The organism is Bacteroidota bacterium (assembly GCA_039111535.1).
Classification (GTDB): Bacteria; Bacteroidota; Rhodothermia; order Rhodothermales; family JAHQVL01; genus JBCCIM01.
Genome location: JBCCIM010000001.1, coordinates 51,530 through 71,893, shown reverse-complemented (window position 1 = coordinate 71,893; position 20,364 = coordinate 51,530). Strand labels below are relative to the sequence as shown.

Sequence of the window (20,364 nt, the reverse complement as noted above, 5' to 3'; positions counted from 1 at the left end):
AAACTGAATTTTGTTCTAATAACTTCATGTCATCTGATGATTCTGGTAGACAAAGGTTTACCACTGTAATTGATCTCACTGCCAAAGCGCAGCAAACTGCCCGGCAGGATCGCGTTGTATCCTCTTTTAGTGAACCGGACCCGCCCCTGCCGGATATCACTATTGATGAACTACCGCCAACCATTCGAAAGGCTGTTGATACCGCGGGATGGGATTCGCTCATGGCGGTCCAGGAAAAAGCAATCCCTTACGCACTCGAAGGCCGCGACCTTATTGTACAGTCGCGCACGGGTAGCGGTAAAACGGGTGCTTTCCTGCTGCCGCTTTTCGATAAAATTGACCCAACCATTCCCGAGACGCAGGCACTTATACTTTGCCCGACCCGCGAACTGGCCCGGCAAATACACGAGGAGTTTACCAAAATGGCCGGCGGCGAAGCCACCGAAGATGGCCTACGTGCAGCGCTCGTTTATGGCGGGGTGCGATACAAATCCCAACTCTCTGCCTTCAAGCAAGGCGCACACGTTGTGATTGGTACACCCGGACGTATTATCGACCACCTGTATCGCAAGAGTTTTTCGCTGCACAAGCTGGAAGCACTCATTTTTGATGAGGCGGACGAAATGCTCTCGATGGGCTTTTTGCCGGCGATGCGCGAAATGAAAAAGTTCTTGCCGCGCAAACGGCAATCGCTCATGTTCAGCGCAACAATGCCGCCGCGCGTACGCACCCTCGCAGAGGAATTCCTCAACGAGCCAGGCTTCCTGTCGCTTAGCGTTGGCCAGGTGAGTGTAGATGCTATTGATCACCGGTACTATCAGGTTGATCAAATGGACAAAGACCGGACGCTCGTCAAGCTTTTTGAAATGGAAAGCCCCGAGTCAGCCATCATCTTTGTAAACACCAAGCGTGATGTAGAGTACCTCGCCAAGTTTCTGCGCAACTACGGTTTCGACGCCAGCGAAATTTCCGGCGATCTCGACCAGAAAGCCCGCGAGCGCGTGATGGACCGTATCCGGAAAGGTGAACTGCGTTTCCTCGTAGCAACAGACGTTGCAGCGCGCGGCATTGATATTTCTGACCTGAGCCACGTGTTCATGTTCGACGTGCCGCAGGATCCGGAGTACTTCGTACACCGCGCCGGCCGCACAGCCCGTGCAGGTAAAAACGGGACCAACATTGTACTAACCACACCAACTGAAAAGACCTTGCTTCTTCGGATTACCCGGAAGTTCGACATCGATATCAAAGCGTGTGAAATTCCGAGCGCAGAAGCGGTTGAAGAAAAGATGGCGGAGCACGCAACAATGATGTTGCAGCAGCGCTTTCGAGACAAATCGAATTTGGAGCGCGAACGCTTGAACCAGTTTGTCGGCATGATCGAAGAACTGGTCGAAGAAGAGCCGGAGTTGCTGGCCATGCTGGTTGATGAAGTCTACCAGAAAAGGAACGAGTCACTGGCTTCCGAGCCGATGCCTGAGCCCAAGCGTTCCGAAGATCGCCGGGGAGGTGGAGGACGCAATGATAAAAATAAAAAGCGTTCCAGCAAACAGCGCCATTCTCGGCACCGCTAATCCTGGCTCATTAATAATGTGATGGCAAATACGCGTGTGCCGGGTTGGCTTGCTTTGTTCTGCATCCTGCTTGGCGCATTTATCACCGCAACAGCTGCTGGTTTCATTCCAGCTCCCCCTGATTCGTTTAATGCACCCCGCTGGATTCTTGGTCTGGTGGGGTTTGTGTTAATGGCCTGTGGCGGTGCGCTTGGTTTTGATGAGGACACTCCCATGCGCGCCGGCATGGCGGTTTTGATTTTGATACCCATGGCCATTATGGGCTTTTGGATTGCATTCAATGGTGACCCGGAAAACATCTCTGGGGGCCTGCCTTTCCTCGATCAAACCACCAACGGTATCATAGGGAAGTGGGTATTTGGCATCGGTGCCGTAATAACGAGTGGAGTTGCCCTCATTGCGCTGAAGGACTTTAGGAAGAAGCTGAAACAGCGCAGCGACCGATAGGGGAGGATTTTCGATTTTCGAATGTCGATTTTCGATTGGCTTTGGGGCTAACGCATAGCTTCTTTATCACGTCATGCCGGACTTGATCCGGTATCCAGAAAGGAATGCCGAATGCCGATTGTTTTAAATGAAAAACATAAATCGACACTCGGCAATCGAAAATCGACAATAAACGAACCGATCCGGTTCGTTTGCCTTAGTCTGCAATCGTATAGTCCACCACAAACGCACCATCAAAAATCCCCGACCCCATCAGGATCTCGCCAAAGGCGGCATGTTTGGGGTGGGGCAGGTAGGTGTCGCGGGCTTCTTCGTTTTCGAAGGTCATCAGGTACACGTGGGTGAAGTCCTGGTTCAACCCTTCCGGGCTGTTGTTTACCCCATGCTCAAAACCAATGATGCCGGGAATCTGGTCTTCCAGTGCTTTAAAAGCATCAGTGATTTCCTGGATCTGTGCTTCGGTGGCTTCGGGTTTATACTTGAAAACAACAACATGGCGTACAGCTTCAGACATATCGGGGGCTGACATTTCCATTTCTACTTCTTTAGCAAGGGTGGCAGCTTCAGTCTCAGACTTCTTCATTTGGAAAAAAAGCAGACCGGTCAGGAGTACGCCGCCTAGAATCAAGATGGACAGAAATCGCATGGAGTTTAAGGTTCGGTGGAACGGATAGATGCCCCCAAATAGAGAATCCGCGCTAAAGAAACTGTAGATACGATTTGCCGGCGCTACTTCACCAGGCTAATGCGCCGGCTCTGGACAAAACCCTCGCCTTGCGCCCTCACGAGATAAGCACCGCTTGGGAGCTTTGTGGCATCGAAGGTGAAGCTGTGGGATTGGTTGGCATACAGCAATCCGTCGTGGATGAGCGCTACCTGCCGGCCGAGCATGTCGTAGACGGCGACGCGGACGTGCTGGGTGACTGGGAGCGATAGCGACAGGGTTGTCTGCGGGTTAAATGGATTTGGGTAGGCGGTGAGCGTCGGCTCTTTTCTGGATACTGGATCAAGTCCGGCATGACGTGTCAGGTTGAGTTGATCGTCTTTGCTTTGGGCCTGGCCGGTTTCGTTTTCTGAGCAGACGACGGCTTCGAAGGCTGTCTCGTCTTGCTCAGCTTCTTCCATGCCTTCGCGGATGATGTGTACTGGGACCTGCCATTCACCAGTTACGCCGTAGCGGTCGGTGGCTGCCATGTGGACGGTGTAGACGCGGCCGTTGGTTTCTTCATCAAGCAAAGCTGGCAGGCCGAGGAACTGGCAGCCGTCCATGAGTAGTTCATCTTCCAACTCCTCGTCCGCTGTGACGGCGGTGAAGATGGCGGACTCGACGGGCATTTCACCGCCCTGTGAATCAACCAGACTGGTGACGATGTCTTCGGGGTGGATGAAGACGTGGGATTCAGCTTCGACTTCATAAAACACAACCGGGTCGATATGATAAGGCGGTGTGGGTTCTTCGTATTCTGTTAGTCCGGCTTTGTCGAGCAAGGAGATAAACTGAAAGGTGTTTATGATTTCAGCACCTTCAAAAGAAGCCGGGTCGATAACATGACCATAAAAGGCAAGCTGGTCATTTTCGTTGGCATCAAGGTAGTATCCGATATTTTCACCAAACCCTCCCTCTGAAGTTTTGACCCATAAGAAATCACCGTCGTGGGTATAGCTTACCAGAAACAGGTTTTGCAGTATTTGTCCCGTGACTTCACCACCTGCCGCCTGGGTGTTGGGGCCATCAAAATCGATAGCTTCCTGAAAATATCCGGTAAGGTAAATAGCTGAGGCACTTACGGATACGTCCTTTGCTTGATCAAAGTCTGGGCCGGTGGCTGTGATTACTCTTTCAAAATCTCCGTGCGCCGTAAACTTTGCTATAAACATATCGCTAAACGCTACGGCTGTAAACTCTCCGCCCTGTCCTGTTTTGTATGGGCCATCAAAATCAATACGGCCTCGTACGGACCCGGCAACATAGACATATCCATCAGGACCAACATCCAAATCTTCGACCCAGAAATTGCCTTTAGGTGACACGGTGTGCGTGACCCATTCCAGGTTACCGGTTGCAGCGTATTTTGCGAGAAGTAACTCATCGCTCGGTACATCCCATTCCCCACCCTGGTCTGTGATTGTTGGGCCATCAAGATCTATATAACCTCTTGAGTGGTAGAGGATATAGAGTTCATTGTTCGTGCCGGCGCGAATACCCTTGGTTACATGCGAGCTGCCATTGGTCTCGGGTACAATCTGTTTGGTCCACAAAAATGATCCGTTTGATGAAAACTTGGCTACAAAATAGCCCATGTCATCTGCATACAACTCCCCACCTTGGCCCGTATTCAGCTGCCCGTCAAAATCAACGACGTCCCAGAAATGTCCCCTTAGATACAGGCTGCCATCCGGACTGACATCAAACTCATTTCCGTAAATTGAGTGGGCGTTTATCTTTTTTACCCAGTTGAATGTATTGTCTGATGTGTACTGCGCGATAAAAATTGCTCGGGATTCGCCCATGTAGCGTTCTCCGCCCTGGCCTGTGAGGGAGGGGCCATCCAGGTCTATCCAGCCGGCAACTGTGCCAGTCAAGTACACTTCTTGCGCAGGGCCAAGCTTGATATAAATCGATCCGTCTTGCTTGAGCAGCCGTGTCCACAGAATATCTCCGCTTGCGCTGTATTTGACGATCATTTGATGCGTCCCTTTTACCTGTATTTCACCTCCGGGTATTGCCGGCCCGTTCAAATCGGCCGCGCTAGAAATGACGCCAACCGTGTAAATATCCCCATCAGGACTAATGACCATGTCCCTGGGGTAATAGTCCCCTGTTATGCCATACAGCCATTGTAATTCAGTTGGGAATTGTGCGGAAGCTGGAACGCAGATACAAAGTACGGCGATTGTGAGAGCTAGACGTAGGTATTTCATGATGGTGTTTTGAGTAGTGAGTTAGGAGATAGGAGTGAGGAGCCTTACTTCACGAGGCTGATGCGCCGGCTCTGGACAAAGCTCTCACCTTGCACACGCACCAGGTAAGCGCCGCTTCGGAGCTTTGCGGCATCAAAAGTGAAGCTGTGGGATTGGTTGGCATCCAGCATCCCGTTGTGGATGAGCGCTACCTGCCGGCCGAGCATGTCGTAGACCGCCACGCGGACGTGCTGGGTGGATGGGAGCGATAGCGACACGGTTGTCTGTGGATTGAACGGATTCGGGTAGGCGGTGAGCGCTGGCTCTTTTCTGGATACCGGATCAAGTCCGGCATGACGTGTAAGGTTGAGTTGATCGTCTTTGCTTTGGGCTTTGCCGGTTTCGTTTTCTGAGCAGACAACTGCTTCGAAAGCTGTCTCGTCCTGCTCAGCTTCTTCCATGCCTTCGCGTATGATGTGTACCGGCACTTGCCACTCGCCGATTTCACCATAGCGATCAGTCACAGCCATATGGATGGTGTAGACGCGGCCGTTGGTTTCTTCATCAAGCAAAGCCGGCAGGCCGAGGAACTGGCAGCCATCCATGAGCAGCTCGTCTTCCAGTTCTTCGTCAGCGGTGACGGCGGTGAAGATGGCTGATTCGACAGGCATCTCATCACCTTGTGAATCAACCAGGCTGGCAACGATGTCTTCGGGGTGGATGAAGACGTGGGATTCAGCTTCGTAGAGTGGGATTGGGGTAAGGCTGTAAGGTGGGCCAGGGCCTACTAATGTGGTAGGGTCTATTTTTGCGATAAACTGTTCCCAATTGTCGTCTTGACTACCCACCGTTGATCCTTCAAACAAGAAGCTGTTTTTAAAAATACCATTGTATACTAGGTGTTCTGTGGGTTCGGTAAGCGCCAGCGAACGGGAGGTGCTCATTTCAGAACCTACCATGGCCCAATTGAAGGATCCATCGTGTAGATATTTGGCTACAAATGCGCTGGAGGTCCCTATGCTAGTGGTTGCACTACTACCTGGATGGTCTAGATCTGGGCCGTCAAGATCCATGGTTTCACGAAAATCCCCTGCTATGTAAACACCTGAGCTGCCTGCTTGAATAGATGGTATGCTGTCACCCAAATTTAATTTTATTAACTTAACCCAACCGAACGTCCCATCTGCCTCGTATCTGGCGAGGATAGAATAGGTCCAGATGTCAGCAAAGTCTTCTCCACCCTGGATTTCACCGCCTTGGCCGGTCGTTAAGGGGCCGTCAAAATCTATCCATTCTAAGATATCTGCTACTACATATACCGCTCCATCTGGACTTGCGTCAACACTAAGTACATTAACAAATCCTGAGGATGAAGCGGTTTTTCGGGCCCACAAAAAACTGCCATAAGTATCAAACTTCGCCAATATCAGTTGATCGTAGTCTAAGATCATTTCACCACCTTGGCCAGTTATGTGTGGACCATCCAGGTCTATCGGTCCTGATTGTTTACTTGCAATGAACGGTTCATTATTGTTGCTAACGCTTAATTCTTGATAGTTAAAGAGATCGTTTATTCGAATGCGCTTGACCCATTGCAGTGCGCTAATCCCATTGTATTTTGCTAGAAATGTATAGAAACCGCCTGTTGGAATTGTTAATTCACCTCCCTGGCCGGTTTTCGTGGTGCCATCGAAATCAACGGTACCTTTTCCCAGTCCTCCGAAAACAAAGACGTCATCGTATGGACCTGTTTGGATTTTTAGGTTTTTACTATTATCGACGCCAATTCCTTCGGTTGATGTGGTTTGTATGACCCATGAGAGCCAACCCTGTGCATTGTATTTAGCAATGAATATTTCATCCCTTTCAAAGTAGATTTCACCCCCTTGGCCTGTTATATTCGGCCCATCAAAGTCAAAGGAATCCTCTCCTTTTCCAACGAGATAAAGATCACCGTGTGGCCCGATAGCCATACTGTGTACGCCGTTTAAATGCCATAAGTCAGCCGTATGGTAGATGATCTTGAACCATGTCAATTTTCCATGTTTGTCATATTTAGCCAAGATGGTTTTCCATTCGGTTAAGAACTGTTCACCACCTTGTCCTGAACTGGCAGGGCCATCAAGGTCAATCGCTCCTTTGCCTGATCCCCATATGTAAACTGATTCATCCATTCCAATGACACTCTCGCGAATAGTGACATTATCTAAAGGCCCTTTAAGCCAATCAAGGTGATGACCAAATTGCTGGGCTGTAGCCGACTCTACCAGGACAAAAAGTAAAGTAGTAGCAAGAATAGGGCGTAGGTATTTCATGATGGTATGGTTTTCAGTAGTGAGTTAGGAGTGAGGAGGCTTACTTCACCAGGCTGATGCGCCGGCTCTGGACAAAGCCCTCACCCTGCACCCGCACCAGATAAGCGCCGCTTGGGAGCTTCGCGGCATCGAAGGTGAAGCTGTGGGATTGGTTGGCATCCAGCAATCCGTCGTGGATGAGCGCTACCTGCCGGCCCAGCATGTCGTAGACTGCGACGCGGACGTGCTGGGCGACTGGGAGCGATAGCGACAGGGTTGTCTGTGGATTGAATGGGTTTGGGTAGGCGGTGAGTGTTGGCTCTTTTCTGGATACCGGATCAAGTCCGGCATGACGTGTAAGGTGTAGCTGGTCCTTGCTGCTTTGGGCCTGGCCGGTTTCGTTTTCTGAGCAGACGACGGCCTCAAACACAGTCTCGTCTTGCTCAGCTTCTTCCATGCCTTCGCGTATGATGTGTACCGGCACCTGCCATTCACCGGTTACGCCGTAGCGGTCGGTCGCTGCCATGTGGATGGTGTAGACGTGGCCGTTGGTTTCTTCATCAAGCAAAGCCGGCAGGCCGAGGAACTGGCAGCCGTCGATGAGCAACTCGTGTTGGAGTTCTTCGTCTGCTGTGACGGCGGTGAAGATAGCTGATTCGACGGGCATCTCATCACCTTGTGAATCAACCAGGCTGGCAACGATGTCTTCGGGGTGGATGAAGACGTGGGACTCAGCTTCGAAGAAGGTAAAAGGCTTTATTGAATAAGGCGGTTGTGGTGCCTGACCAAAAACGTTGGGATTGAGTTTGGCAACAAAATAATCCCAGAATTGGGGGGCACCCGGTGTACCTGTAATCGTAGATCCTTCGAATGAGAAGCTTTCTACAAAATGTCCAGTCATGGCGATGTGCTCATCTGACCCAAACACCGAAATGGAAGAGGCTCTGCTATAATTGCCGGCACTTGTACCTGGTTTGGCCCATAAGAAGTCGCCGGCATGGTTGTACTTGGCAATAAACGAGCTTTGGGCGTCCGGGATAAAAAATCTGCTGCCATCACCGTGTGCTTTAGGGCCATCAAAATCAACTTCACGCTCAAATTGTCCGATCGCGTACACCCCGGAAAATCCTGTTGCTATATCTGGGCCGCGGCTTTCATCACAACACGTGGATTTTGTATCGATCAGGTTGACCCAATCCAGTACCCCGTTTGGTTGATACCGGGCAAGAAAATAGTCTCTGTATGCCCCGGTTGATACCAGTTCTCCTCCTTGTCCTGTTGTAAAGGGGCCGTCAAAATCTACGCTGCCTTTAAAATTGCCGGCGGCATAAATATTCCCTTTAGGCGTTATCTCGACGCCAAATCCTTTTGTTGATGCACCGGTTGGTGTTGTTGCCCATTGCAAGATGCCATTCACATCATATTTGGCCAAAAACATTTTGTGCTGGGGCGTGATCAGTTCGCCTCCCTGCGCATTGGTTTCAAGGCCATCCAGATCGATGCGCGCATCAAAGCCTCCGACAATGAAGACCTCATCGTTATGATTAACGTCCAGGTCAACAATTCCTGAATAGGCGGTCTCAGTCAGAATATGATTGACCCACAACAGGGCACCTTGCGCGTCATACTTGGCGACAAATGAATCGATATTCAGATGGATCTCTCCCCCTTGTCCTTTAGTGTGGGGGCCGTCAAAGTCGACAGGCCCTTCCTGCAAATACTCAGCGGACACGTAGACATTTCCCTGCAGACTGACTTCAAGTTTGATGCGGTCCTCGTAGTCAGATGCGTCCGGATACTGAAAGCCATCTCCTTCAAAGGTATTTGTTGTTGTTACCCATACCAGGTTGTTGGATGCGGTGTATCGGGCAATGAAAAGCTCGGGTTTTTCGGTGAGGACCTCTCCTCCCTTATCGGTACTATTGGGGCCATCAAAATCAGCAATACCCCGCACGATGCCGGCTACATAAATATCACCCGATTTGCCAATGGCTATGCCGTATCCTTCGCTAAAAATGCTGGCTGAGATTATGCGCGACATGACCAGTTGACCATCAGGGGAATAGGCAGCAAAGAACATCGTAGCACCATCGACGGAAGCCTCTCCGCCCTGTCCTGTTATCGTTGGTCCGTCAAAATCTATATTGTCAAGGCCAGACCCAACGATATAAACTAATTCGTCTGCGTCGAGGGCTACGTCGTTGATGAATGTGTCATCTGTGACTGCATTGAGCCAGTCCAGGTGATGCCCATATTGCTGACCAAAAACTGGCTGTACGAGCAAACAGAGAAGCGTGAGGAAAAGTGTGGTTCGCATGGTGTTGTGGGTTTATGTGAGCGTAATAGCCGGCGCATGTAACCGAGGCTGAGATGCACTGCTGACGAGCTGTACGATGCGCCTGTGTTTTGTCCTGCGACAGTCCTTCAGAAAAACTGCCATGCCCAGTCAGTTTTTTCTAAACACCACCTGATGTGAGGAAAATGGAGGGTAGCGTCACTTGGTCGAGATTGGCCTTAAAAGTTGCTATACTACATATGCTGTTTTGGCAGCGCGCTGTCATTATTATCTTCACCCCACTCCTGTACAAATGGCCGGCACGACTTCCCAGGCTGTGACCGTCTTGCTCAATCGCGTATCTGTGGATGCAAGCGTGAACGCTGATGCCGTGGTTAGCGCGGTGTATGACGAACTGCGGGGTATGGCGCATAAATACCTCTTACAGGAGCGCCAACACCACACGCTCAACACCACCGCGCTGGTACACGAAGCTTATCTGAAGCTGGTGGATCAAACCCAGGTGACTGCAAAAGGCCGTGCGTATTTTTTCGGTGCTGCTGCCCGGGCTATGCGGCAAATCCTGGTAGACCACGCGCGCCGTCGCACCCGGCTCAAACGGGGCGGCAAAGAACGCGCGTTGTCGCTGGATGAACAACACATCGCGGTAGAGGCATTTGCCTCTCATCTCGTGGATCTTGATGAAGCCTTGCAATTGTTAGCCGACCGCAGTCCGCGTCAGGCGAAAGTGGTTGAGTGCCGGTTTTTTGGTGGGTTGAAAATGGACGAAATCGCCCAGGTGCTGGAAATTTCTGAGCGTACCGCTTTGCGCGACTGGCAGTTGGCTAAGGCGTGGTTGTTTATCCAGTTGGAAGAACAGTAAGTCAAGTACCATCTACTGTCTGTCAGTTTTTTTCTGTTAAAAACGCAGATTAAGACGTGTCGACTGTCAGGTATCTCACATAACGTCTATGAAAAGCGAGTTTGAACGCCAGCACTGGCAACAAATCGAAGCCTTGTTTGCCGAGGCCATCACTTTGTCTGGAGTGGAACGCGCTGTCTTTTTGGAAAACGCGTGTGAAACGCAGCCCCACTTGCGTGCCCATGTAGAAGCACTCTGCGAGGCTCATGAAAAAGCTGCCAGTTATCTGGATGTTATAGACGGATCGAATGCCGCCGTGCTGTTGCAGGAAACTCATCAGGGCTCCATAGCTGAAGCCGGCACCCGGGTTGGCTCTTACCAACTCATACGAGAAATTGGTCGTGGTGGCATGGGCGTCGTCTACCTTGCTGAACGGGCCGATGGGCAGTTTGAGCAGCAGGTAGCACTCAAGCTCATGAAGCAGGGCATCGATACGGCACAGGTGCGCGAGCGGTTTTTGCGTGAGCGGCAAATCCTTGCACAGCTGCGGCACCCCAACATTTCCCGGTTGCTTGATGGCGGCGTAGACGAAGCCGGTCGGCCCTACATCGTTATGGAATACGTTGCCGGCACGTCACTGATCAAGTATTGCAACGAGCATACACTCGATATCGACGCCCGGCTCCAGCTTTTTCAGCACGTATGCAAGGCAGTGCAGTACGCGCATCAAAATCTGACGGTACACCGCGACCTCAAGCCGTCCAACATGCTTGTAACCTCGGCTGACGAGCTCAAGCTGCTCGACTTCGGGATCGCCAAACTCCTCACTCCCGATACCACACCCGGGCAAACGTTAACTCAGATGGGCAGTACCCCGATGACGCCGGAATACGCTGCACCCGAGCAATTCAGCGGCGAACCCGTAACCACGGCCACGGATGTGTATGCGCTGGGCGTGGTTTTGTATGAACTGCTTGTTGGTCGTCGGCCGTTTGTAGCGGATAACGCGTCACCCAAACACATCAGCGAGGCAATCGCGGCATCAGCACCAAGCCGGCCTTCTGTAGCCGTCCAGGACAAGACGGGCACGGACCCCGTCACTGTGAGTCAGCAGCGAAGTACACACCCAGACCGTTTGCAGCGGCGGTTGGCCGGCGACCTGGATACGATTGTGCTCAAGGCCCTGCGCAAAGAGCCCGATCGCCGCTATGCATCAGCGGAGGCATTTTTTGAAGATATTCGGCGTCACCTCGAAGGGTTACCCGTGCTTGCCCGTTCGGATACGTTTGGGTACCGGGCAGGTAAGTTTGTGCGCCGGCATCGGAGTGCTGTGGCGTTGGCATCACTGTTGGTAATGAGCCTTTTTGCCGGCTTGTTTACTACCCTGTGGCAGGCGAGAGAAGCTGCCAGCGAAGCGGCAAAAGCAGACCGTGTAAAGGAGTTCACCATCAGCTTGTTTGAAGCATCTAACCCCATGTTACAGGCGCAAGGTGATTCCATACAGGTTCGAGAATTACTCGATCAGGGCGTAGGGCGCATCAATGAGGAGCTGCAGGATCAACCAGAGGTAAAGGGTGAAATGTTGGCCACCTTGGGAAGGGTTTATAGAGAATTAGGCAGTTTTGAAAAAGCAGATTCGCTACTGTTTCAGGCGTTAAAGGTCCGCGAGGAAGTGAATGGCCCTGATCATCCCGATATTGCCACAAGTTTGTACAACCTTGCCTGGCTGAAGCGACTTACAGAGGAATTTGACGAAGCTGATTCTTTGTATCGCCGATCTTACGATATGCGGGTTCGGCTGTTTGGACCAAAACATCTGGATGTGGCAGAAAGCGCGCTTGGTTTAGGGATCCTTCATAATGACCGAGCAGCATACGATACTGCCATATCGTACTACAATGAAGCCCTGGCCATTTATGATGAGGAATATGATGATCCGAATCATTCCGACGTACTGACTTTGCAGAACAACCTGGCCACCATGTACTCAGCCACCGATAATGTTCAACTAGCTGAGTCGCTGTATACCGAAGTGTTAGAAAGTCGGCGCGTTACGCTCGGGGAGCAACATCCACACTTTGCGCTCAGTCTCGCCAATCTGGGCGCACAAAAACTCGATCAGGCTGAATATGAAATTGCTGACTCGCTCTTTGGCGAGGCGCTAGAGGTCTATATCCATAATTATGGTTTTAATCATGCCGAATCGGCTTCTGTAATGGTACGCAAAGCGGTTGCTAAACAATCGCTGGGGGCCTATCTGGAGGCAGATTCGTTGTTTGCAACGGCTTTGGAAATCCAAAAAGTAATCTTTGGCGAGGTGGACTCCCGTGTAGGCAGTACCATGTACAACATGGCCCGACTGCGTATGGTATACGGCGATTATGCGGGGGCGGAGCGCATGTATCGGAGTGTGATGGAAATCGATAGAAAAACGCTTGGCGAAGAACACGTCTATATTGCCCTTAACCTGGATTATCTAGGTCAGGCGCTTCTCGAGCAAGGAAAAACAGAATTGGCGCTTGCGTATTCGGATCGTGCGACTGCAATGTTGATGAAGCTGGTCGGGAACGAGCATCGTTCAACAGCCGCAAGTTTCAGCTGGAAGGCGCGTATTTTATTAGCGAGAAATCAGCCTGATGAAGCGCTTGCGTTTTCTAACAAAGCACTAAACGCCTATGAAATAGGACTTGATACCGGGCACCCACGTTGGGGGGCTGCCTGGGCTGTACATGCCAGTATTCAGGACGCATTAGGGGACGCACCCGCAGCCGACTCGTTGTATCTTCTTGCACTCGAACTACAGCGCGAAAAGCTGGCCTCAACAAATTCAACGCTGGCCCGAACCTTAACCGGAATTGGTACATTGCGCGTTACGCAAAGGCAATGTGCGGAGGCATTGAAGCTCCTTGATGAAGCAACCAGCATCTATCGGTACCTGTCCACCTCACACCCGAAACTTGCCGGTGTACAACAGTTACGTACTCAGTGCGCCGGCGTCTAGGTGAATATATTTAGCCGCCGCTTCCGATACCCACGTAAGTCACCCACCGCACTTGCTCCTGGTTTTGCAGCACAGCCATGGCTACATCATCTTTGTCGCCCACCTCGATAATCACTTCGTTTGGCGGTGAGGCAACAGCGGTGAAATCGAATGCTGAAAACGGCTCGAGGATATCGGCTGCTGCTTGGCGCGTAATGTGGCTTGCAAAAGTAACAATCACCAGGTAGCCGAGGGAGCCAGAATCGTCGGGTGCGTTTGTTGAATGTACATTGTCGAGGGCCGTTTGGGATACATTCACCACACCGGCTTGTGCTTTGATATCCCGCACCTCTTCTTCGGTAAGCATTTGGTCTGCGTGTGCCCGCGAAGTCCATTCATAAAAGTGTTTTTGTAAGATGGGGTAGCCCAGGCTCTTCATTAACACCTCTGCATCTGCCGCGCCGATGCCTTCATTAAAGACTACCGAAAGCCGGCCCTGGATAATGTTGATTTCAGTCGGCACATCAAAATCAACCTCCTGCGCGCTCACGGGGATGGCGATAAACAACAAAGCAAGCAGTGCCAAACAAGAAGTAGTTTTCATTCTGTTCATGATCGAGGTACTCGTGATTATGTGCTCTCGTTTTTTCGGGATTTCGATTCGTGTTGTTGCAGTTAGTTGATGTATAATTGTTCGACGCGCTTCCCCAGGATACATGTGCCATGCTGCCAGAGATCCTTCGCACGGCTCAGGATGACATGGTTGAAACAGATCAACATTCTGCAATCACCAATCCGCATTCAGCAATCAAGGGCCTGCAAGTCCCGCAGAGATCCTTCGCACGGCTCAGGATGACATCGGCGAAGAATGGTACCATTCCTCACCCACTCGAAACGCGGCAATCCTATCTGGATACCGGATCAAGTCCGGCATGACGTGTGGAGATGGTACTGCGTTAACCAACAACCACTCGACAATCGGCATTCGACAATCGGCATTCATCTACCCTCCCGGCACTCCTTCCACATCAGCCCGGAACCGATAGATGTAAAACGGCGCCCGCGCATCAATGTGTGCCCTGGATTGCAGCATCAGGTCGGGGATTGCGCTGTCGGTAAAGTATATGTATCCATCCCCGCCATAACTGATCCCGTCAGCCCAACGTACGCGATCGTCGTCAATCAGGGACTCGAGGTTGCCGTCGGGGTTCATGCGAATGACCCCATTGTGTTCAACGGCTGTGATGTACACATTATTGTCAACGTCAATGGTAAGGCCATCGTTGAGGGGCTTGGTACCCACGCGTTCCACTCGGCTCCCCAACGTTGCTGCATCGAGGGTTTGATCGAGCAAGTCGGCAGTGCGTACCCGGTACAGGCCGTCGTGTGTCATGGCGCCGTAGTACAACCACGCGTCGTCTTTGCTGAGAGCCAGGCCATCGACGCCGGGCTTAAGTGCAACGAGGCCGCCAACAAACACCATGTCTTTGATATCAGTGCGCACAATCCAGTCTTGCGCGACTACCGATTCGTGGCCTTCGAGAAGCCGGCGGGCTTCCTTGCTTTCTATGTCATAGACCACCAGGGCCGGATTTTGTCGCCAGAAACTCACATCAGCAATGTAAATTGTTTGACCATCTGAAGAGACCTGCAAGTCATTCATAAAAGAAAGCGACTCCGCAATATCTTTGGGGAAGGTGTGGTCGTGAACGACGGCGTTGGTGTGCAGATCGAACGCCAACAGGCGGACTGGCTCCAGACCCTGGTTACCTGTGTCGAGGGTCCACAACCGGTTTTGCTGGTCGATGAACATGCCAAGCACGGCTATGAAGTTCGATTGAAAATCCTGACTCGGGTAGGGTACCGGGGCGCCGTCTACCCATTCAAACACTGTGCTACCTCCGACGGGTTTGGACTCGGGGTGGTAGTTGAAAAACAGCCGGTTATCTGCAGAGACCGCGAGGTTACCTGGCGGTTGTTCGAGTGTGGCAGCAACCTCAAGAGAATCTGGACCCCAAAGCGGTGGAGTACTCAGATCGGGGTAGTATTCGCCACCGCCGTAGCGGACGCGCAGCAGGATGGCGAGTACAACAATGAGGAAAAGCGCAAAAGCAATTGCCCTTAGAAACCATTTCATGGTGTATCGTTCATTTAAAAGGGTATCGCAGGTCTTTATTCAACTGTATTGTGATGTGGTTGTGTAGATAGTGCGACCTGGCTGCCGGTAATAAAGAAAGCGAAAACAAACCAGCGAAAACAAACGGGATTATGAGAAAAAAATATGCACTGGGCTGGGTGATTCCTATTTATGTCATGCTGTGCACGCCGCTGGCACTCGGACAGGCCCCGACTGTTACTTCTTTGTTTCCGGCATCGCAAACTGTTACAGCAGCCGCGACTACTGAGCTTATGCTTACATTTGATCTCCCTGTAGACCCCATCTCGGTTGATGCATCTGCCATTTTTGTGTTTGGGCGATGGTCTGGTGTGCGGGAGGGGGCAATCTCGCTGGAAAGCGATAATACTGTGCTTCGGTTTGTGCCGAACAAACCGTTTATGGCCGGCGAATGGGTAACGGTGTCTCTGGCCCGCAGCATCCAGAGCATGGCTGGCGAACCAATGGCCCACGGCTACACCTGGAATTTTTGGACCCGATCTGCGCCAGCTGGCTTTGATTTCTCTCAGATAGACGATATCTCTACTCGCTTTGCTAATGAAGGGCGTGTCCGTTCATACGGTGCGTATGCCGGCGACCTGAACCGGGACGGGTACAGCGACCTCATGATTCCCAACGAAGACGTCAATGACATACGCATATTTCTAAACGATGGCGCCGGCGGCTACAGTGATTTTGATGTGTATCCAATCCCGGAAGGCGACACCCCCAGCCCGATTGAGGGTTCGGATTTCAACCGCGATGGGATGATTGACTTTGCTGTTGGCAACACCCAAAGCGATAAAATTAGTGTGTGGATGGGGCAGGCAAATGGCTCGGTTAGTCACGAACAAAATGCGCAAGCAGACACTGAAGTACGCGGCCTTTGTACCCTCGACCTGGATGGCGACACGATGATGGATATTGTGACTACCAACAGAAGCGGCGTCCGGGGTACCGGCACAATATCGCTGCTGCGCAACAACGGCAGTGGCTCATTTACTGCGCCAGTTAACATCGAAACGGGAAGTTCTGGCGAAACGGCTTGCGCTTCGGCGGATGCAAACAACGATGGCATCCTGGATGTTTTTATAGGCACCTACACCGGCAATGAACTGCTTTTGTACCTGGGTGACGGACAGGGCAATGTCGTGTTTTCCGAAAAAGTATCGGTAGGGGCACGCCCGTGGATGCTGGCCGCCGGCGACGTGAATGGCGACGGATTTGCCGATGTGGTTTCGTCTAATACAGGCAATGCCACAGTTTCTGTAGTCCTTGGTAACGGAGACGGGACGCTGCAAGAGGCTGCAAACTATGAAACCGGCGTTTTCCCGTTGGCGCTAGATTTGGGAGATTTGGATGGCGATGGTGATCTCGATCTGGTTACCAGCAACTTCTCCAGCAACGACTACACGGTACTGGAAAATACCGGCGACGGTGCTTACATCCACCGGCTCACGCTGCCGGCCACAACCGCAGCCTCCTGTACGATCCTGCACGACCGCGATAACGACGGTGACCTCGATATCACCGCCATCGATGAACTTGCTGACCGCATTTTCCTTTTTGATAACATTTCAACAGCCACGGCAGTGGAGGAAGAAACACAGCCCACTGCGTTTAGCCTGAATGCGCTCTATCCCAATCCTTTCAGTACACAAACAACCTTCGACTACCAGCTGGAAAAAGAAGCCGTGGTAAGTGTAGCAATCTATAATCAACTGGGCCAACAGGTACGGCGTATCAATACAGGCGCCCAGGCCCCCGGCAGGTACACGCTAGCCTGGGATGGAAGAAACACAGCCGGCATAAAAGTACCAGCCGGCGTTTACGTTACCTTATTCCAAGCCGGTAATGAGACAATCCGCCAAACCATAGTCTTCACCCCCTAAGCTACAAGCCCAAAGGAAAATAACCTGCAACTTTCAACCTTCAACAGCAAACGAACCATTCGTTTGCCTCAGTCACTGTCGACCCAGTCGGGGGTGCCAAACCAGTCGTGCATTTCTTTTTCGAACGGGGCGACAATTTCTCTAGCCTCTGGCCATTCACCCAGATCACCGGTTTCAGCAATCCAGGTATCAAGCGCAGCCCGCATACTGAGCAGGGCTTCCCGGTGTTCGGGGTTGGTTGATGTTGCGATGTTGTTGATTTCGTGTGGATCAGCTTCGGTGTCGTACAACGATTCGTATGGCATCGGCTGCATGAGATCGAGTGCAGGGCCAGTGAGTTTGCCTTCCGCCATTAACTCGCGCATCAACGGCTTGATCATGAAGCACTTCTCTTTGTAGCGATTCAACGTGGCAAATCCTTCGCCTTCGCTGTAATTGCGGATGTAGTGGTACTTTTTGCCCCGCACCGACCGCATGCGCAGTTCTGTTTCGTCGATTCGGTCGCGTGCGCTGAAAGCATATGTGCGGGGAGGATCTGCTTTTTCGCCGATAATGCGCCGGCTTTGCATACCGCGCGGTTTTTCGAGGCCGGCCATTTCCAGGGTTGTGGCTGTAAGATCGAGCAAGCTGATCACATCGTCATTAACGCCACCCACTTCATATTGCGGAGGCGTATCCATGCCCGGCGGATAATAAATGATCATCGGTACGTGCAGGCCTGTATCCCAGGGCCAGTGGATGCCGCGTGGCTCCATGCGGCCGTTGTCGCCAAAAAATACGATGATGGTGTTGTCCGCCAATTCTTCTTCCCGCAGCCGTTCGAGAATCCAGCCAATCCGGATGTCCATGCCCGAAGTAGAATTCAAGTACCGCGCCCACTCTTCCCGTACAATTGGGTGATCCGGGTAGTAGGGTGGTGGATTTACATTCTCTGCAGTGGCAATTTGTGGGTGTTGCTCTTCGCCGTACCATTTTACGCGGGGATGCTTCCACGTCTGGCGGTCGTAAATGTCGTATTCGCTTTCCGGCATGTTGATCTGCGCAAAAAACGGTTGGCTGGATTGCAGCTGCGACCAGTCATTGGATTGATAAACCGGACCTTCATTGACAAAGTTGAGATCGAGTTTAGCGGTGCCTACTTCGAGCGAATCGATGTACTTGATGTTGGCGGTAAAGTAGCCGGCATCTTGCAAGCGGTGCGTGAGCGGGCGGACGCCTTCGGGCAGCCGATAGTCATCATCCCGGTGCGAGCGCATGTGATGCATGTCGGTGGTGGTCTGGTACATACCAACCATAAACGCAGACCGGCTCGGGGCGCAAACGGGGGAAGTTGCAAACACGTGGGTGTAGCGGAGCCCGTTTTCGGCAAGTGAATCGAGATGCGGTGTGTGGACGTTCGGCATACCGTACACACCCAGGTCGAGGTTCATGTTTTCGCCAACCAACCACAGAATATTGGGTTTGTCGGATTGCCCGGGTTCTGCAACAGAGATTACAGGGGTGTCGCAACTCAGGGCCAATGTACCCAGCACGAGTACAGCAATCAGGCGCATCATATTATTGTAGGGTTTGGCAGGATAAATTTATTTGACAGCAGCAACCATCGAGGGAATGTCAGTAAACTTGAGTCGGGGCCGGCCAAGTGCTACTCCATTGCTTGTTTCGAGCGCATCCAGTTGTTGCCACTCAGCATAGCTGAAATAATCCGGTTGCCGCTCTTTGAGTAAGTTCACAATGGCTTCCGGATTGGTATGGGCGGGCTCTAGTGTTTTGCCGGCCATATAATCTTCGAGCATGCAGTTGGCTGTTTCAACAGCATCTGCTTTGTTGGTGCCGATCACCCCGCTTGGGCCACGTTTGATCCAGCCGGCGGTGTATTCGCCGGTTTGGGGTGCCCGGGTATCTTCGCGCAACACGCGGCCCTGCTCGTTGAGGATCAGATTCCAGTCGCTGTTGAAAGGCACACCCGGCAGGGGCAGGCCACGGTATCCAACAGAGCGGAAAACGAGGCCGGCGTTGAGTATTTCTGTGGTCTCGGTTGACCGCGGCCGTAAGACGCCTTTGTCGTTCAGGTAGAGCTCATTTTTGACGAGCTTCATGCCGCCAACACTCCCCGTCCCATCATCAATAATTTCTGTTGGAGAAACCAGGAAGCGGATAACCAGCTTTTTTGATTTTCCAGACACAGGTGTGCTGGTCATGCCCTGCATGATTTCAAGCTTGCGTGATATTTTACGATCCGGACTGGCTTCCAGGTTGGCCTGGCTTAGCGGGTCCAGTGCGGCTTCTTCTGGCAGGACAAACGCGTCGGCGTCTTCCATTTCGCCAAGCTCTTTTACTTCCGGATTGGTAAACGCAGCCTGTGCCGGCCCGCGCCGGCCAAGCATGTGCACTTCTTTCACGTTGCTGTTGCTCAGCACTTCTAATGCGTAGTCTGCAATATCAGTTTTTGCCAGTTCGTCAGCTGTACGGCACAGAATCCGCGCAACGTCTACTGCTACATTGCCCACACCGATCACAGCAACGCTTTCCTGTGAAAGATCAAACGAAAGGTGTTTGTATTCAGGATGGCCGTTGTACCAGGCAACAAATTCTGTAGCGGAATGGCTACGGTTCAGGCCTTCGCCCGGGATGCCCAGGTTGCGGTCGGTCTGGGTGCCCGTGGTATAACAAATCTGGTGGTAATACTTGCGGAGGTCTTCCACCGAGACGTGTTCACCCAGTGTAACGTTACCGAAGAAACGGAAATTCTCGTGGCTGGCTGTTTTGTCGTACTGCCGTGTGACCGACTTAATTTTCTGGTGATCCGGGGCAACGCCTCCGCGGACGAGGCCAAAAGGTGTCGGCAGTTTGTCGAACAAGTCGACATGGATGGTGTGTTCGGATTGCTTCAGCAGGTGGGCTGCGGCGTAAAATCCAGCAGGGCCGGCGCCGATGATTGCAACACGAAGGGGGGATGCAGCGCTTCCAAGCTTTGCCATATC

At 51.9% G+C, this 20,364-nt stretch carries 13 protein-coding genes; 5 read left to right on the top strand and 8 right to left on the bottom strand.

All coding sequences use genetic code 11. The features are described 5' to 3' along the window. Positions 1 to 26 precede the first annotated feature (26 nt). Together AAF564_00300 and AAF564_00295 are read left to right on the top strand one after the other, a co-directional pair. Positions 27 to 1,574 carry a DEAD/DEAH box helicase gene (locus tag AAF564_00300; protein MEM8483951.1) on the top strand — a complete coding sequence of 516 codons (1,548 nt, stop codon included), beginning with the start codon at positions 27 to 29 and terminating at the stop codon, positions 1,572 to 1,574. Positions 1,575 to 1,595: 21 nt separating this feature from the next. Continuing rightward, positions 1,596 to 2,021: a hypothetical protein gene (locus AAF564_00295; protein ID MEM8483950.1), complete on the top strand. Its 426-nt coding sequence runs from the start codon at positions 1,596 to 1,598 to the stop codon at positions 2,019 to 2,021. A gap of 196 nt (positions 2,022 to 2,217) precedes the next feature. Here AAF564_00295 and AAF564_00290 read toward each other — a convergent pair whose 3' ends face one another. The 4 genes from AAF564_00290 to AAF564_00275 all read right to left on the bottom strand — a co-directional run bounded on the left by AAF564_00290 (position 2,218) and on the right by AAF564_00275 (position 9,533). Continuing rightward, complete coding sequence (locus AAF564_00290; GenBank protein MEM8483949.1) at positions 2,218 to 2,667, bottom strand: Dabb family protein; 450 nt, start codon at positions 2,665 to 2,667, stop codon at positions 2,218 to 2,220. A gap of 83 nt (positions 2,668 to 2,750) precedes the next feature. Beyond that, a complete protein-coding gene (locus AAF564_00285) occupies positions 2,751 to 4,943 on the bottom strand; it encodes a T9SS type A sorting domain-containing protein (GenBank protein MEM8483948.1) in 2,193 nt (730 codons plus the stop codon). A gap of 44 nt (positions 4,944 to 4,987) precedes the next feature. Next, the gene (locus AAF564_00280; protein ID MEM8483947.1) at positions 4,988 to 7,237 is read right to left on the bottom strand and encodes a T9SS type A sorting domain-containing protein; all 2,250 of its coding nucleotides are present in this window, start codon (positions 7,235 to 7,237) and stop codon (positions 4,988 to 4,990) included. A gap of 40 nt (positions 7,238 to 7,277) precedes the next feature. Further along, positions 7,278 to 9,533 (bottom strand): T9SS type A sorting domain-containing protein, encoded by a 2,256-nt coding sequence (locus AAF564_00275; protein ID MEM8483946.1) that lies wholly within the window; start codon positions 9,531 to 9,533, stop codon positions 7,278 to 7,280. Positions 9,534 to 9,804: 271 nt separating this feature from the next. On the opposite strand from AAF564_00275, the gene AAF564_00270 reads away from it, so the two are divergent. Together AAF564_00270 and AAF564_00265 are read left to right on the top strand one after the other, a co-directional pair. After that, positions 9,805 to 10,374, top strand: coding sequence for an ECF-type sigma factor (locus AAF564_00270; GenBank protein MEM8483945.1), 570 nt, complete (start codon positions 9,805 to 9,807; stop codon positions 10,372 to 10,374). Positions 10,375 to 10,462: 88 nt separating this feature from the next. Continuing rightward, entirely contained in the window at positions 10,463 to 13,354 is a 2,892-nt protein-coding gene (locus tag AAF564_00265) for a serine/threonine-protein kinase (protein MEM8483944.1), read from the top strand. Positions 13,355 to 13,364: 10 nt separating this feature from the next. Here AAF564_00265 and AAF564_00260 read toward each other — a convergent pair whose 3' ends face one another. Both AAF564_00260 and AAF564_00255 read right to left on the bottom strand, forming a co-directional pair. Then, a complete protein-coding gene (locus AAF564_00260; protein MEM8483943.1) occupies positions 13,365 to 13,946 on the bottom strand; it encodes a hypothetical protein in 582 nt (193 codons plus the stop codon). Between the two features lie 390 nt (positions 13,947 to 14,336). Further along, positions 14,337 to 15,470 carry an L-dopachrome tautomerase-related protein gene (locus AAF564_00255; GenBank protein ID MEM8483942.1) on the bottom strand — a complete coding sequence of 378 codons (1,134 nt, stop codon included), beginning with the start codon at positions 15,468 to 15,470 and terminating at the stop codon, positions 14,337 to 14,339. Between the two features lie 131 nt (positions 15,471 to 15,601). Between AAF564_00255 and AAF564_00250 the strand changes: the two genes are divergently transcribed. After that, positions 15,602 to 17,380, top strand: a complete 1,779-nt coding sequence (locus AAF564_00250) for an FG-GAP-like repeat-containing protein (GenBank protein MEM8483941.1) — start codon at positions 15,602 to 15,604, stop codon at positions 17,378 to 17,380. A 68-nt stretch (positions 17,381 to 17,448) separates the two neighbouring features. Here the strand turns inward: AAF564_00250 and AAF564_00245 are convergent, their stop codons facing one another. Both AAF564_00245 and AAF564_00240 read right to left on the bottom strand, forming a co-directional pair. Further along, positions 17,449 to 18,936: a sulfatase gene (locus AAF564_00245; GenBank protein MEM8483940.1), complete on the bottom strand. Its 1,488-nt coding sequence runs from the start codon at positions 18,934 to 18,936 to the stop codon at positions 17,449 to 17,451. 27 nt (positions 18,937 to 18,963) lie between these two features. Beyond that, the gene (locus AAF564_00240; GenBank protein ID MEM8483939.1) at positions 18,964 to 20,361 is read right to left on the bottom strand and encodes an FAD-dependent oxidoreductase; all 1,398 of its coding nucleotides are present in this window, start codon (positions 20,359 to 20,361) and stop codon (positions 18,964 to 18,966) included. Positions 20,362 to 20,364 lie beyond the last annotated feature (3 nt).